Genomic DNA, 14,102 nt, shown 5'->3' on the forward strand with positions numbered 1-14,102 from the left:
ATTTTAACAAATCTTAACTATCATGATTTATCCAGTTCTTAATTTAGGAATATTGTCGCTCAAGTAAGGGTGATCACAGAGCAGTTTTTTGGCGATCGCCTGCTGTTTGAGAAAATGGGAGTCGAAGTCTTGCGGGTTGCTGCCTAGTCCTAACTTATACATCACTTCTTTGGCGGCAGTCGAACGATTATCAAATCCCATCGAGTCCGCAGTTAGGGCTGATAAAGTGTCCTGTTTTTCAAGATTTAAGGCTTGTCGCCAATAGGTTAGCGATGCCTCAATTTGTAATGCTGCTGTCAGGGCTGTTGCTAATTTTAAGGTTGACCAGTAGTGATTAGAATCGAGTTTTATGGCTTTCAGATAACACAAGCAACTAATCACTAAAGAATCGCGGGAATTTTTGATAATCGTTGTGGCTTCCTGTTTGGCGGTTTCCATTCCCACCACATCAATTGATATCCCCAACATTTTGATAAAATGGCGATCATAGTTGCCAGAAAAAATGCCATCTCCCCAGAATGAACTATAGCTGCGATCGTACATTTCTCCGGCTTGAAAAAAGATGTGAGGATCTTGGGATTGTTCGGCTTTTTGATAAAGTTTATAACCCTCTGGATTCAAGGTTTGCATTTTGGCGATCGCTGCATTATTTACCCTCCTCGGTATAGGGGGAGTCATCGGTTTTGGTGGTTTTGGTGGTTTCGGTGGTGGTGGTGCAGGTGGTGGTGCAGGTGGTGGTGGTGCAGGTGCAGGTGGTGGTGCAGGTGGTCTATTTGTAAGATTGGAAAGATTGGTCAAAATAGCCGAATTTGATTGAATGGGAATAGGATTATTGACATTATCTTGATATTGGTAATTAGGATGAACCCCAGAATTTAATCCCCATTTTTCATCGAGTTGATAAATGGCGAACGGCGCAGCCCATACCCTTTTGAAGGCAGTATAAAATAAATGCAATACCCAACGTAAAAATATATTTAATAGTGAAACTGATATGATGACAGCTATAAAAGTCCCGAATCCATTCATTAAACTCGCTAATACCCAGAAAATGCTCATCAATACTGACATCCAAAATGCCAGCCAAGCATAAATATATAAGACAAACACAAACCAGATGGCGAAATAAGCTGCTAGTTTTGCTTTCCGTTTCAGAAAATAAGCAGTTAGAAAATATGGTGATATATTCGATAGTAAAAATAAAGGCAGAAGAATTACCCCAGCACCTACCTCATTGATGGCGAATAAAGACAAAAGGAATACTAAGCCAACAATACCAGCCCCAATTTTCCAGATGTTCGTAAAGATGTTATAAGCCTTTTGGAGTTGAGTTTCAGGATCGGTTTCGGAACCGGGAACCGGTCGATCGCGCCACAGAATTTGTAAATACCAAAAAATAAAGTCACGAATCAGCTTAACTTTAATTTGCGTGCCGTCTTTCAAATCAAAGCATTGTCCGTCTTTGATAGCTTGAGGATTGACAAATTTACCGAGTTCCCGTCCATCTAAATAAATGGTAAAATTTTGCCATCCCTTCTCCCAGGAAACAACCAATCTTTCGGGTCCCCCTGGTTGTAGTGCATATTGCTCTTTAAACACCATTCAAACCCTCAAATAAAATAATTGTTTCCTTGGTCCTGCGAATCTAAAAAGCTGTTGTGTCGTGGCGTTTGGCTGAATAGAAAAACCTCCCCGATCAGATCGCCAAGTTTGGTGAATTGATCACACAACTGACCGAGGGGAGGTGAATCATCAGAAGCGGGGGAATTTTCACAGAGGAGATATTCGCCACTTTTGACGATCGCCGAAAATGCGATCGCCGATAGTATCAGACCCAAAATCGTCCTGTGGCTGATGGTTTTCATCTCCTGGTCACCTGGGAGATGTGGTCGCGCGCGCCAACTGGAATAGACCATTGCTCACCTTTGCTCGAATGTTCTATGGAGTTATCGACAAATTTCGCAGGTTTTACGCAATCGTCATATTTCTTTACAAACTGAGCGATCGCCGCAGAGGTCAATCACCCCAAAACCCCTTATCCCCCAATTTGGGCAAATCTGTTAACTTAGTGATGGCATAGCAGCCACTAACTTACGGAATAACTAAAATCTGACCTTATACATTTCCCACAATTCCCCCGACTGTTTTTTAACAATCTTAGCCCCAGCTTTTTTAATCAAACTTTCCCAATTTTCCAGAGATTCTAAATAAACCTCCGTTCCCAAATAAGTCTCTAAAATCGCCCAATCTTCTGCTAGGGGTAGTTCCCCATTGAGGATATCAAATACCAAAATTCCCTGTGGTTTTAAGACTCGTTTAACCTCCGCCATAACTTCTAGCCAATATTCCAGGGGATAGTAACAACTAAAGCCAGTGGCTATAGCTAAATCAAACTTTCCAGTTTCGTACTGTAACTGGTGAGCGGGGGCTAGTTCAACCCCCTTAAATAACTTAGAATTTAACTGAGGACTTCGGGAATTCAAACCATCTCTAGCCACGGAACTAATTTCTTGACCATGAAATAAAGCATTCCATTCTCGCCAGGGATAAATTAAAAAACTTACTCCGCAACCAATATCTAAACAATATTGATTTTTCTGAGGTTTGGCTAACTCCCAAAATGGGGAAGTGAGTTTTTGTTGGAGAGTTCCCGAAATGCGATCGCGAAAAATCGGCATATTTTCGACTTCTTCGGGGAGTTCAAAAGGTTCGCCTTGATATTCCTGGTTAAAACGGCGGGCTACGGAAGTAATTTGGGACTGCCACTGGTCAGCAGTCCCGCCAGTTGATAATCCGAAAAATCCCAAGGAAGGGTTAGAGTCTGGTTTTTTAGACATTATAGCTGATACAAATTAGCGCTTCGAGCCTTTTAGAGCTTTAGAAAAGTTTTGGCGATAGGAACGATTAGCGATCAACAAAATCGGCCATAATAATGATAATGAGACACGATTTCCAAAACTCTTTTCAAAGTTGGTGCGCCCAAACCCAGACCAAAACTTCCAGACTCCACCAACATAGACGATTAATAGTGCGATCGGAATTAGGACATTCATAATATGACTCTGCTTGCCTAATTTAAGTGGTATTAGCGATTATCTGTCATCTTATCAGAAATTATCAAAGGTCTGCAGATGTTCCCTCAGATGCGATCGCCCTCAAATCTTCTGGGGTGTTACAATTGAGGAGCATCTGGGATTCTACAGTTACGACTGATATGGGTGTTACGGGAACCTGATCTAGCCACCGTTGCAGCGATCGCTCTCCAGTTGCCATAAATTCCTGTAAAGATTCTAAAGCCTGGTGGCGGTAGAATCCACAGAGAGGTTCCCACCGCGACCCATGACGGGGAATCATAGCCAAATGGGATGGTGGGACCACAGTTAACTGCTCCTTCCAGCCTCGCAAAATATCGGGTTGTAGTTGAGGTAAATCGCAAGCCAGCAACAATAGCCAAAGACAGTCAATTTGACTCAACCCAGTAGCCAAAGCCACCATTGGACCCTGACCGGGGTTAGTTTCCATCAGCAAATTATAACTAGCCCCCACAGCCTGGTAACGTTCTGGCCAAGGTGTTAATACATAGACCTGCTGAGAACAACTCCCCGCCGCCTCAACCACCCGGCGCAGTAGGGGAACCCCCGCCACGGGAATTAAAGCCTTATCCCGACCCATGCGAGAACTACGTCCCCCCGCCAGAATTAAAGCCGCCAGGAAATTATCAGCCATTCCCAAAGACCTAAATTAAGCCATCAATCTTTAACTCTTCAATAATTTGTAACCCGCGCGGATCACCAACCCGTAGCAGAGAAGACTTAGCATCATCGCGGACACTCAAATCCTCATCCTCCTCTAGGGCTTCAATTAAGGCATCGATCGCCCCAGCATAGACGACATTAGAAGGTAATTCCCGGCTTAACTGTCCCAAAGACCAAGCGCAGTTACTGCGAACCGCAGCCACCTCATCCCCACGCAAAGCCTCAATCACGGGGGGAATAGCTTTGACCACCCCATCATATCCCACCTTAGCCATTTGACCCAAAGAACTAGCCGCCCAGAGTCTCACGGCGGGAATATCAGTTTTAATAGCCTCTAGGAGAGTATCTAAAGCCCTCGGATCGCGACAATTTCCCAAAGCCCAAACCAACCCCTTGCGGACATAACCATTCCAATCGGAATTATATTGTTTAATTAGGGCTTCCACGGCATCCGGGCTAGGATTACGCCCCAAAGCATAGGCGACGCTTACCCGCACGAGGGGGCAGGAGTCCTCTAGTAAACTTATCAAAGGTGCGATCGCCCGTTGGTCTTGAAGTTCACAAAAAGCCCGCGCCGCAATCATCCGGTGTTGCGGTTCCGGGGACTCAAGCAACGGCAACATTTCCTCTGGATCTGGCTTAGGGGCTTCTTCCTCTTGCCAATGGTCTAGGGGACTATCAGCGGTTTGCTCAAAATTAACTACACTCAGATCTTGATCCTCCATAATTTCGATTCTACCAAAAAATTGGTTTTCTATAACCCCCATACTAAATTGATAATTAGTTTGGCGATCGGGTGGGTGGGGGGTTTATCATACAGTAGCTGGGCCATGGGGTGAACATTTGCCCCTTCTTTCCGGGTCAAGGTTAGCGCCGCCTTAATCCTCACCCGCCCTAGAGCATGACTGAGAATTTACAATTGATAGTTATAATTGATATTTACTAAGATGCCTCAGTGTTCAATTGTCGGGTGATTATTTATATTATTTATTGGGTGTGACGCGCCCTCCCAAAATGTAGAGGATATCATTTATCGGATTTAGAGCTGCTTAACTAAACCCAAAGATTGAGGTTGATAGCCCAATTTTTCATACAAACTCAGAGCGGGTTTATTGTTAGTAAAAACCTGTAAACTGATTTGGCGATCGCCTCTGGTTTGAGTCCATTGTTCCCCATAATTCATCAAAGCCGCCCCAATTCCCCGTCGTCGATGTTCTGGGTGAACATAAACCAGAAAAATATGAGAAATCCGATCGCCTGTCACCTGATTAATAGCAGTTCCCATCCATAAACAGGCGATCGGGGTGATGTTTGGACCGCCGGACATTTCCACCCACCAGAGAGGGGTTTGGGGTGAGAAATACTGTTCTACAGTGTTCGCCAGGTGAGAGAAATCCTGATCGGGGTACAATTCCCGATAGGTGCGATTCATGAACTTAACCAACAAAGAGCGATCGCGAGTAGATCCAGAACGGATAGTATAACCGGTGACCAAAATTTCAGACACGGATCATTAATTTATGAACAATGGGGGCCATCTCCCCTGAAGAGTTAATGACTCCCATAGGTGCTGGTGCTTGCATATCACCCGGTAGGAAAATACGCGCACTAACGGCGACCAAAGCCAACAGAAAAATCATAACCACCAACAGTGGCGCGATATATTGACGAAAAAAAGCCATAACGGGAACTCTAGCAGTTAGTTATCAAAGGGAAAAAATCTGATAGTTAATTGTAACCCTGATTGACCTGAAATGCCAAACTTACAGGGATGAACCCAACATTATGGGGGTGTCTGGCTGGGGGAGTGCTAAATTAGTGGAATGTCCTAATATATTGCCATAATTCCATAAACTACCGAAGCCCTAAAATTCCTAACTGTGGACGATATCGATCGCTACTACCAACTTCTGAACGTCAAACCTGGTGCTTCCCTAGAGGAAATCAAACAGGCTTATCGGACTCTAGCATTATTATGGCATCCCGATCGCTATCCGGCCGACTCCCATATTCAGTATCAAGCTACAGAAAAATTCAAAGAGATCAACTATGCTTACGATCGCCTCATGACCCTATTAAGGGATCCCAACTTCTCCCCTTACCCAGTCATCTCCCCGCCGCCACCCACCCCACCAGTAACCGCCACACCTATTCAACCCCCACCAAGACCCCCGAAAGTCAATCCTAGGGAAACGGAGACCAGTGACGAACTCATCCCCTGGGGTTGGTTAACCGGGGCATTTTTCAGTTATACCCTAGTAGGTTGGATTTTAGGATATTTAGACATTTACCCAGGGACGTGGTTATTAGTCGCATTGGTTTGGGTAGGACTATCTTTAGAAGCCAGTTATGGTTCCCAGACCCAGTATCCTTGGTTAATTTCTCTGATGATAGCGGGAGGAATAGCGGGAGCGATCGCCGGAAGTCAAGCGGGGGGGCTAATTACCGCGATCGCCTGGGCTATAGCCGGAACTGCTTTAGGGTCAATTATCGGTTCCGATAGTAACTCACGCACGATTATTTGGGGGTTTAGCTTCACCGGAATTTTAGCGATCGCTGGTTGGGTAGCCGGGGCTGAAACCGGGAATGGTTTAGGATCTCTAATTGGGGGAATAATTGGTTCTTCGACTGGGTGGATAATTGGCATTATTTCTGATGCTATGTTTCAAGTCAAAAAACGCGGCGGCGTTGGTAGTTGGTTCGGATTTCAATTAGGAGCGTGGTTAGGAGCGTGGTCAGGAGCCGGGTCTGGGGCAGTCAGAGCGGCGATCGCCAACACCGGACTTGATGCGATCGTCGGCGCTTGGGGAGCCATTGCCATTATTTTTGGCGTAGTCGCGCAAATGGTAGCCGGGGAAAAATTATTGGTTTCCTTCAACAAATTTTATACCGCTTTGATATTAGTTTCGATTTCCGGCTTAGGATTGACATTAGGTAAACTTCTATCAAATTAACGTAAATTTTCTCCATAACCTACGGATTAGTATAATCAACACCCGAAAATTCAACTAGGGTCAAAATCTTTAAATTGAGTGGACAACAATGAAACTAGATTTACGCCAATTTTTTCGGGCGTGTAACCCCGCCAAAACCATAGACGTAGGGAACCCGGAAGAGCGAAAATATTATATCAATTTTTCCCAAGTTCGCGGAGGTACACTCATCGAACAAATTGCTCGCACCATTTCCCGTCTCTCCCCCGATAGCCCAACCTGTCAACTGTTTACCGGACATATCGGCTCGGGAAAATCGACAGAATTATTGCGCCTGAAAGCCGAATTAGAACAGCAGGAATTTCATGTAGTCTACTTTGAGTCCTCTAAAGACTTAGATATGGCTGATGTAGATATTACTGATATCCTGTTGGCGATCGCCCGTCAGGTCAGCGAAAGTGTAGAATCAATGAACATCAAACTGAACCCCATAGGCTTTAAAAACCTGATTCAGGGTTTACTTGATGTCATTAACACCCAAATTAATGTCAAAGCAGAACTGGCCATCCCTGGACTCTCGGAACCGGGGGAATTTTCCCTCACCGTCGGAATTGGTAAACTCACCGCTAAAGCCAAAGACTCCCGCGACCTGCGATCGCTATTACGACAATACCTCGAACCGCGCACTAATAATATCCTGGAAGCCATCAATCAAGAATTACTACTTCCAGCCATTCAACAACTCAAACAACAGGGAAAAGCCGGGTTAGTCGTCATTATTGATAACCTCGACCGGATCATGAATTCCAAAAGCGCCACCGGACGACCACAACCAGAATATTTATTTATCGATCGCGGCGACCAACTCAATCAACTTCAGTGCCATGTCGTTTATACTATTCCCATCGGGTTAATTTTCTCCAGCGACTTGGGACGACTAACCAGCCGATTTGCTAGTGAACCTAAAACACTACCCATGGTTCCGGTTAAATTTCCTGATGGTACACCATACCCAGAAGGTATTGAACATCTGCGAAAAATGGTCATGGTGCGAGCTTTTCCCGCTATTGACCTCAATAATTATACTCATTTAATTACTAAGGTTTTTGATAGTGCAGAAACTCTCGATCGCCTCTGTATTATGAGTGGTGGTCATGTCCGCACTTTACTCGCCCTCCTGTATAGTTGTTTACAACAAGAAGATCCACCTATTGTCAGGAGTATCTTGGAAAATGTCATCCGCCAACGTTGTCATCAGTTACTGTTGGCTATATCATCAGAAGAATGGCAACTCTTACGTCAGGTCGCCCAAACTAAAAAAATTATGGGTCTCAGGGAATATCAAACCCTCTTACGCAGTTTATGGGTCTTTGAATATCGCCATGAGGATGAATATTGGTTTGATATTAATCCAGTTATCGCCGAAGCCAATCAATTTAACCTGATTGACCTTTAATAGTTAGTTAGTATTAATACAGCTTGTTCGCAAGTAACTTAAAACGTTACCCTCACCCTAAATCCCTCTCCTAGGCAGGGAGAGGGACTTTGAAATCGTATTACATGATTACTGAAAGGGCTGTACACCAGTTTTATCGTAAAATGTTACCGATGTCAATACCGGTAAACTTTGATGATTAAAGGCACAACCAAACTATTAGGAATTGTTGGCTATCCTGTGGAACATTCTATGTCCCCAATTATGCACAACGCCGCGATCGCTCATCTCGGCGTTGATTATGTCTATGTACCCTTTCCAGTGGCTCCTGACCAGTTAGCATCAGCTTATCGAGGCTTTCAAGCTATCGGTGTTCAGGGATTTAATCTCACCATTCCCCACAAACAAGCCATTATTCCCCTACTAGATAATGTGTCTAAATTAGCTACAGCAGTAGGGGCAGTTAATACCGTTTGGTACAGTGATCAAGGTTGGAGTGGTACTAATACAGATGTAGCGGGTTTCTTGGCTCCTCTCAAGGATTTAAACTTCCCCAATTGGCATGAAAAAATCGCCGTGATTTTAGGTAATGGCGGCGCGTCTAGAGCCGTAGTCGCTGGTTGTGCTGAATTGGGAATGGCAGAAATTCATATCGTCGGCAGAAACCCCCAAAAGTTAGAAGAATTTAGGCAAAGTTGGCTACATTCTCCCCTTCCTATTAAGGTTAATGTTCACAATTGGCAGGAATTAAACCCCTTAATTAAACAAGCAGATTTATTGGTAAATACTACCCCGGTGGGAATGTCTCCCCATATCGATCGCTCTCCGGTAGATGCCGAAAATTTTGAGGGTTTAAAATCTGGGGCGATCGCCTACGATTTGATTTACACTCCCCGCCCTACCCGCTTTTTACAACTGGCTAAAAATCAAGGTGCTGTGGCGATCGATGGCTTAGAAATGCTGATTCAACAAGGAGCCGCCGCCCTGGAAATTTGGCTACAACAACCCATCCCGATCTCAGTAATGCGTCAATCTTTAATCATCGATAATTGAGCTATAATGGTAGGGGACGGGTCGGCTCTTCGGTGGGACAACCTGCCCCTGGGGAATGGTGCAGTAGTACCGACAGATTAAGACCCTAGCAAGTATTTTTAGGTAAATGGGGACAAAATTATGATAACCCTATATATTGTCTGTCTAACGGTGGGTGGAGTATGTGTCATATTAGCCGCTGTGGAGGGATTAGACGGTGTAGAGTTTGAGGGCGAATTTGATAGCGATGTAGAATTAGAACATCGCAGGGATGATACCGAAAACCAGCCCAGCCATAGATCCAAAAGAAAAACTCTCCGGTTAAGGCTGCCTTTTGGGAGTGTGCGCTTCTGGACTTTTGGGGTGTGCTTTTTTGGGTTGACCGGAACAATTATGTCAGTTTTGAACCCCGACTTAACCCCGGCTTTTGTGGCTACAGCAGCGATCGCTATTGGGGTGTCCTGCGGAACTGCTGTCGTGTGGGTCTTTGATATTCTGCGATCGCAACAAGCCAACAGTTTAGTTCAATCCCATGATTTCATTGGTCTATCCGCCATCGTGGAAATTCCCTTTAATAGAGACAGTCGTGGAAAAGTACGCCTCAGCGCCGGAGGGTCCGTGCTGTATTTGAGCGCAATTACTGAAGAAAATCAGGAATTTTCCCAGGGCGATCGCGTTTTTGTGGTAGGAATGGAGAAAAATAAAGTTTTGGTGGTCTCAGAAGCATCCTTCGGTGTCTCAGAAGCATAATCGACAAGTCCAACGTCAGGGTAAGCGGATAGGATGACCCGACATTTCACCTTTTAAATGTTTGCTCAAACCCTTTTGGGGGAAAAACTATGAATCAGAAATTTGTTGCATCTTTAGACAAACAGAACCAAGAAATAGTCGTCTTGGTAGCCCAGGCACAAATTCCGACTCAAGGAAGAAACACAAATCAGCTAAGTGATCAGATTATAACTGCCCTACCCATAGCCCTATCAATTTTTGGAGTATTGGTTTTAATCTGGTTTCTCAATGTCTTTATGCAGATTTGCAAACCCAGTGAGGTCCTGATTTTGTCTGGTCGCAAACACCGTACCAAAGACGGACGGGAGGTAGGTTATCGGGTGATTTTTGGTGGACGGGCTATTTGTATTCCCATTCTGGAAACCGTCAAAACCATGGACTTGCGGACAATGCCAGTTCCCGTTGAAGTCAAAAACGCCTACTCCAAAGGGGGAACACCCCTAAATATTCAAGCGATCGCCAATGTGAAAATCTCCAACGATCCTGAAGTCGTCGGAAATGCGATCGAAAGATTTTTAGACCGCGATCGCTCCGAAATTTCCCGCGTTGCTCGCGAAACCCTAGAAGGAAACCTGCGGGGAGTTGTTAGCACCCTCACCCCCGAACAGCTTAACGAAGACCGCCTACGGTTCGCTGAACATATCGCTGAGGATGTTTCCAGGGATTTAGCCAGATTAGGATTACAATTAGACACCCTCAAAATTCAGAGCGTCTCTGATGATGTCGATTATCTTAACTCCATCGGTCGGCGCCAAATTGCTCTCATTGCCAGAGATGCCGAAATTGCCGAATCTAATGCTGTCGCTGAAGCTGAACAGGTAGAAGCCGACTGTCGCCGCCAATCGGAAGTCGCCCTAAGTCAAGCCAGAACCTTTGTCCAAAAGAAAGAAAACGAACTGCGGAAAATTCGCGCCGAACTTGAACAGCAAGCTAGGTCCGAAGAAGAACGCACCATCGCTGCTGGTAAAGAAGCCCGCGCTAGGGCTGAACAACTCCTGCAAACTGTCCGCGCTGAGTTGGAAAGGTTACGACTCGAAGCTGATACCGTCCTACCTGCGGACGCGGAACGACAAGCTAGGGAACTGCAAGCCAGAGGTAATGCGGCTGCTTTAGCGGAAAATGCCCGCGCGGCGGCGGAAGTAAACGACCTGATTAACGCAGTTTGGCAGGAAATGGGCGAGGATGCTTCGGAACTGTTCTACTTACAACAAATCGAGATGGTATTGCGGGAAGCTGCCCAAATTCCCCGCCGGGTTGGTCTGGAATATGTCAATGTGATTGATAGTGGAGACGGAGAAGCGATCGCTGGTTTGGTTCGCGCCTATCCGGAAATTTTCCGTCAATTCCTCGAAAGTGTCGATCGCACTTTGGGAATTAATGTATCTAGGACTTTGGGGAACACAAGCAGAAATTAAATAACAATCAGTAAATTTCATGGCAGCCCAACACAGGTATAGGAATTATGGAAATTATCATCGCCTTATTAGCAGCCCTAGGTTTAGGAAGCGGAGCCACTGTATTTATTATCCGCAATCTCTACTATATTTGTCAGCCTAGCGAAGTGTTGATTTTTGCGGGTAGTCGTCGCTCAACAGAAAATGATCGCACTGTGGGATATCGCCTGGTGAAAGGTGGTAGCAGCATTCGGACACCCCTGTTAGAACAAGCCTTTCACATGGATTTAACCAATATGATTATTGAGTTAAAGGTGGCTAATGCTTACTCGAAAGGAGGCATTCCTTTACAGGTTGATGGGGTGGCGAATATTAAAATTGCTGGGGAAGAACCCACAATTCATAATGCGATCGAGCGTTTATTGGGGAAAACTCGCCAGGAAATTGAACGCATTGCTAAAGATACTCTGGAAGGAAACCTGCGCGGGGTGTTAGCCAGCCTTACCCCTGAACAGGTCAATGGGGATAAATTGGCTTTTGCTAAAAGTCTCCTCGAAGAAGCTGAAGATGATTTACAACAACTGGGGTTGATTTTGGATACTCTCCAAATTCAAAATATTTCCGATGAGGTGGGGTATCTTGACTCGATTGGACGACAACAACGGGCGGAATTGTTTAGAGATTCTCGTGTTGCTGAAGCACAAGCTAAGGCTGATGCTGCTATCCGTACTGCGGAAAATCATAAAATGACTCAGTTGAAAAAGTTGGAAACTGAGGTAGAGGTATCTAAGGCGGAAGCTGAACGCCGGGTGGCTGATGCTATGACTAAACGGGCGGCGGTGGTCGCAGAGTCGGAGTCGGAAACAGCCGCTGAGGTGGCTAGGACTCAGGCTGAGGTCTCTGTTCAAAAAGAAAGGATTAAGCAGGTAGAACAGCAACTACAAGCTGATGTGGTCGCACCAGCAGAAGCGGAATGTAAAAAGGCGATCGCTAGGGCGCGTGGGGATGCTGCCCAAATTATTGAAGATGGGAAAGCTCAAGCTGAAGGTACACGACGGCTGGCTGAGTCCTGGAAAGCAGCCGGTCCTAATGCTCGGGAAATTTTCCTTTATCAGAAGTTGGAAGTCTTACTAAAAACTATGGCTTCTACTGTTCCTGAAATTACTGTTGATAGTGCTACTATTGTTGATGCTAATAAGGGGAATACAGCTTCTAAAATGGCTGCGTTTTTGGAAGAGTTGCGCCAAACTACCGGTATTGATGTGGCGACGGCTGTCCAAAATTGGGGCGGCGGTTCTTCTCAACCTCAACCTGCTTCAACAGCTAAAAATCTCAAATCTGCCCGCACTAATGGTCAAGCTGTACGCCGCACTAATGGCGCTGCACCTAAGCCAGAAGATACTACACAAAGCCTACAGACCGAGGTTAAACAACTACTTGATCATGTCGCACAAAATACTAAGAATAATGCTGAGGCTGAAGAGGCGATCGCTCAGGCTTTGCGACAGTATCCTAACTTCAAGCGTCGTTTACAGATGGTTTTCAAGTCTCAGGGAACTCAGGCGATCCGAAATATGTTTAATCACCCTACTATCTACATCCCTACCGCTATGCTGCAAATGTGGCTAGAACAGGATTAGATTCTATTCCCCCCCCTCTCCTCTAGGGTGGGGGATCTGTCTCTGGATCGGTCTATGCACAAAATGGCGTTTTTGTCAATAGGTCTAAAAATCGACCCCGCTTTCAACCCCAAAACTCGTGCATCGCCAGTTTTATTTTTTGCTCAGATAATAATTATAACCGCCACATAATCAGGGTTGTAGCCTTGATTTTGGGAAATAGACAGAGGAACCCCTTGGGTGCGATTTCCTAGAGCATAGCATAACCCCCATAATCTCGTCAACTTTTGGCGAGGTATTTGCCCTAAAATTGTATCAATTCTTAACAATATTTTAAAAATCAAATTTATCTAGCCGTATAAATTAGCAAAATTTATGTAATTTTCAGATTTGAGAACAATTAATAGAGGGTGTAGGTGTGGGGAGGTTTATATTCAAATTAATGTGATTGGATCTCATTTAACCTCTGACGTACTGCTTGCATATCCTGCCACATTAACCATTTAGGTTTACCAACATCTCGGGAGGAATTTCTGAGTAGGTATGCGGGGTGAAAAATCGGCATACATTGACGACCTTCCCACTGAAACCACTGACCGCGAATTTTAGTAATCGGGCGTTTATCTCCTAGAAGAGACTTAACTGCAGTCGCCCCCGTGAGGAGGATAATTTGAGGATTAATGAGGCGGATTTGTTCTAATAGATAAGGCTTACAGGCTTGGAGTTCTGAAGCAGTTGGGGTGCGATTTTCCGGGGGACGACAGCGGATAGCATTAGAAATATAAACTTCGGTATCTGTACTAAGTCCTACGGAGTCTAAAATCTTATCAAGAAGCTGTCCAGATCTACCCACAAAAGGAAGACCTTGTTCATCTTCATGTTGTCCTGGTGCTTCTCCGATAATCATAATGGGGGCGGTGGGGTTCCCACGACCAATCACAGCATGAGTGCGGTTTTTTCCCAGTTGACAGCGCGAGCACCTATTACAATGATCAGCAATTTGTGCAAGAGTTTGATAGGTTCCCGGCGGTATGGGAGTATGAGCATTTTTGGGAATTTCTTCTAGGTCAAAATCTACGGACTCAGGGTCTTGATTAAGACTAGGAATATCGAAAAGGCTGAGTTGTTGGTCTTGGTTAGACATG

At 45.1% G+C, this 14,102-nt stretch carries 16 protein-coding genes; 6 read left to right on the forward strand and 10 right to left on the reverse strand.

Translation table 11 applies throughout. The features are described from left to right. Positions 1-27: 27 nt before the first annotated feature. From XZ46_RS01610 to XZ46_RS01645, 8 genes are all read right to left on the reverse strand, one after another. On the reverse strand, positions 28-1,602 hold the full coding sequence (locus tag XZ46_RS01610) for a hypothetical protein (RefSeq protein WP_048894888.1): 1,575 nt from the start codon (positions 1,600-1,602) through the stop codon (positions 28-30). A gap of 8 nt (positions 1,603-1,610) precedes the next feature. Next, positions 1,611-1,865: a hypothetical protein gene (locus XZ46_RS01615; RefSeq protein ID WP_006621936.1), complete on the reverse strand. Its 255-nt coding sequence runs from the start codon at positions 1,863-1,865 to the stop codon at positions 1,611-1,613. Positions 1,866-2,102: 237 nt separating this feature from the next. Beyond that, positions 2,103-2,837, reverse strand: a complete 735-nt coding sequence (locus tag XZ46_RS01620) for a class I SAM-dependent methyltransferase (protein ID WP_006621934.1) — start codon at positions 2,835-2,837, stop codon at positions 2,103-2,105. A gap of 15 nt (positions 2,838-2,852) precedes the next feature. Beyond that, positions 2,853-3,053, reverse strand: coding sequence for a hypothetical protein (locus tag XZ46_RS01625; protein ID WP_006668895.1), 201 nt, complete (start codon positions 3,051-3,053; stop codon positions 2,853-2,855). A 64-nt stretch (positions 3,054-3,117) separates the two neighbouring features. Beyond that, entirely contained in the window at positions 3,118-3,726 is a 609-nt protein-coding gene (locus XZ46_RS01630; protein ID WP_006668894.1) for a molybdenum cofactor guanylyltransferase, read from the reverse strand. A gap of 10 nt (positions 3,727-3,736) precedes the next feature. Continuing rightward, a complete protein-coding gene (locus XZ46_RS01635; RefSeq protein WP_035759910.1) occupies positions 3,737-4,480 on the reverse strand; it encodes a HEAT repeat domain-containing protein in 744 nt (247 codons plus the stop codon). A 314-nt stretch (positions 4,481-4,794) separates the two neighbouring features. After that, the gene (locus tag XZ46_RS01640; RefSeq protein WP_006621930.1) at positions 4,795-5,262 is read right to left on the reverse strand and encodes a GNAT family N-acetyltransferase; all 468 of its coding nucleotides are present in this window, start codon (positions 5,260-5,262) and stop codon (positions 4,795-4,797) included. Then, entirely contained in the window at positions 5,255-5,437 is a 183-nt protein-coding gene (locus XZ46_RS01645; RefSeq protein WP_008056580.1) for a DUF8624 family small hydrophobic protein, read from the reverse strand. The genes XZ46_RS01640 and XZ46_RS01645 overlap by 8 nt, the downstream gene beginning before the upstream one ends. Positions 5,438-5,635: 198 nt before the next feature. Between XZ46_RS01645 and XZ46_RS01650 the strand changes: the two genes are divergently transcribed. The 6 genes from XZ46_RS01650 (at position 5,636) to XZ46_RS01675 (ending at position 12,978) form a co-directional block, all read left to right on the forward strand. Further along, positions 5,636-6,709, forward strand: a complete 1,074-nt coding sequence (locus tag XZ46_RS01650; RefSeq protein ID WP_008056578.1) for a J domain-containing protein — start codon at positions 5,636-5,638, stop codon at positions 6,707-6,709. Between the two features lie 88 nt (positions 6,710-6,797). Continuing rightward, a complete protein-coding gene (locus XZ46_RS01655) occupies positions 6,798-8,144 on the forward strand; it encodes a P-loop NTPase fold protein (RefSeq protein ID WP_008056576.1) in 1,347 nt (448 codons plus the stop codon). Positions 8,145-8,318: 174 nt separating this feature from the next. Further along, positions 8,319-9,176 (forward strand): shikimate dehydrogenase, encoded by an 858-nt coding sequence (locus tag XZ46_RS01660; RefSeq protein ID WP_008056574.1) that lies wholly within the window; start codon positions 8,319-8,321, stop codon positions 9,174-9,176. A 120-nt stretch (positions 9,177-9,296) separates the two neighbouring features. Then, positions 9,297-9,905 (forward strand): hypothetical protein, encoded by a 609-nt coding sequence (locus XZ46_RS01665; RefSeq protein WP_006621926.1) that lies wholly within the window; start codon positions 9,297-9,299, stop codon positions 9,903-9,905. Between the two features lie 89 nt (positions 9,906-9,994). Further along, a complete protein-coding gene (locus XZ46_RS01670; protein WP_006621925.1) occupies positions 9,995-11,359 on the forward strand; it encodes a flotillin family protein in 1,365 nt (454 codons plus the stop codon). Positions 11,360-11,406: 47 nt separating this feature from the next. Beyond that, positions 11,407-12,978, forward strand: a complete 1,572-nt coding sequence (locus tag XZ46_RS01675; protein ID WP_008056571.1) for a flotillin family protein — start codon at positions 11,407-11,409, stop codon at positions 12,976-12,978. Between the two features lie 143 nt (positions 12,979-13,121). On the opposite strand, the gene XZ46_RS01680 is transcribed toward XZ46_RS01675, so the two are convergent. Then, positions 13,122-13,286, reverse strand: a complete 165-nt coding sequence (locus tag XZ46_RS01680) for a ubiquitin conjugating protein (RefSeq protein ID WP_228116453.1) — start codon at positions 13,284-13,286, stop codon at positions 13,122-13,124. 110 nt (positions 13,287-13,396) lie between these two features. Continuing rightward, complete coding sequence (locus XZ46_RS01685; RefSeq protein ID WP_006621922.1) at positions 13,397-14,101, reverse strand: uracil-DNA glycosylase; 705 nt, start codon at positions 14,099-14,101, stop codon at positions 13,397-13,399. Between the last annotated feature and the right edge of the window lies 1 nt (position 14,102).

This window comes from Limnospira indica PCC 8005 (genome assembly GCF_000973065.1).
In the GTDB taxonomy this organism is placed as follows: domain Bacteria; phylum Cyanobacteriota; class Cyanobacteriia; order Cyanobacteriales; family Microcoleaceae; genus Limnospira; species Limnospira fusiformis.

Excerpts from the sequence above, each read along its gene's own strand:
- XZ46_RS01610 (WP_048894888.1), bottom strand. The coding sequence starts at position 1,602 with ATGGTGTTTAAAGAGCAATATGCACTACAACCAGGGGGACCCGAAAGA.
- XZ46_RS01615 (WP_006621936.1), bottom strand. The coding sequence starts at position 1,865 with ATGAAAACCATCAGCCACAGGACGATTTTGGGTCTGATACTATCGGCG.
- XZ46_RS01630 (WP_006668894.1), bottom strand. The coding sequence starts at position 3,726 with ATGGCTGATAATTTCCTGGCGGCTTTAATTCTGGCGGGGGGACGTAGT.
- XZ46_RS01675 (WP_008056571.1), top strand. The coding sequence starts at position 11,407 with ATGGAAATTATCATCGCCTTATTAGCAGCCCTAGGTTTAGGAAGCGGA.
- XZ46_RS01635 (WP_035759910.1), bottom strand. The coding sequence starts at position 4,480 with ATGGAGGATCAAGATCTGAGTGTAGTTAATTTTGAGCAAACCGCTGAT.
- XZ46_RS01625 (WP_006668895.1), bottom strand. The coding sequence starts at position 3,053 with ATGAATGTCCTAATTCCGATCGCACTATTAATCGTCTATGTTGGTGGA.
- XZ46_RS01670 (WP_006621925.1), top strand. The coding sequence starts at position 9,995 with ATGAATCAGAAATTTGTTGCATCTTTAGACAAACAGAACCAAGAAATA.
- XZ46_RS01645 (WP_008056580.1), bottom strand. The coding sequence starts at position 5,437 with ATGGCTTTTTTTCGTCAATATATCGCGCCACTGTTGGTGGTTATGATT.
- XZ46_RS01655 (WP_008056576.1), top strand. The coding sequence starts at position 6,798 with ATGAAACTAGATTTACGCCAATTTTTTCGGGCGTGTAACCCCGCCAAA.
- XZ46_RS01665 (WP_006621926.1), top strand. The coding sequence starts at position 9,297 with ATGATAACCCTATATATTGTCTGTCTAACGGTGGGTGGAGTATGTGTC.
- XZ46_RS01685 (WP_006621922.1), bottom strand. The coding sequence starts at position 14,101 with ATGTCTAACCAAGACCAACAACTCAGCCTTTTCGATATTCCTAGTCTT.
- XZ46_RS01620 (WP_006621934.1), bottom strand. The coding sequence starts at position 2,837 with ATGTCTAAAAAACCAGACTCTAACCCTTCCTTGGGATTTTTCGGATTA.
- XZ46_RS01660 (WP_008056574.1), top strand. The coding sequence starts at position 8,319 with ATGATTAAAGGCACAACCAAACTATTAGGAATTGTTGGCTATCCTGTG.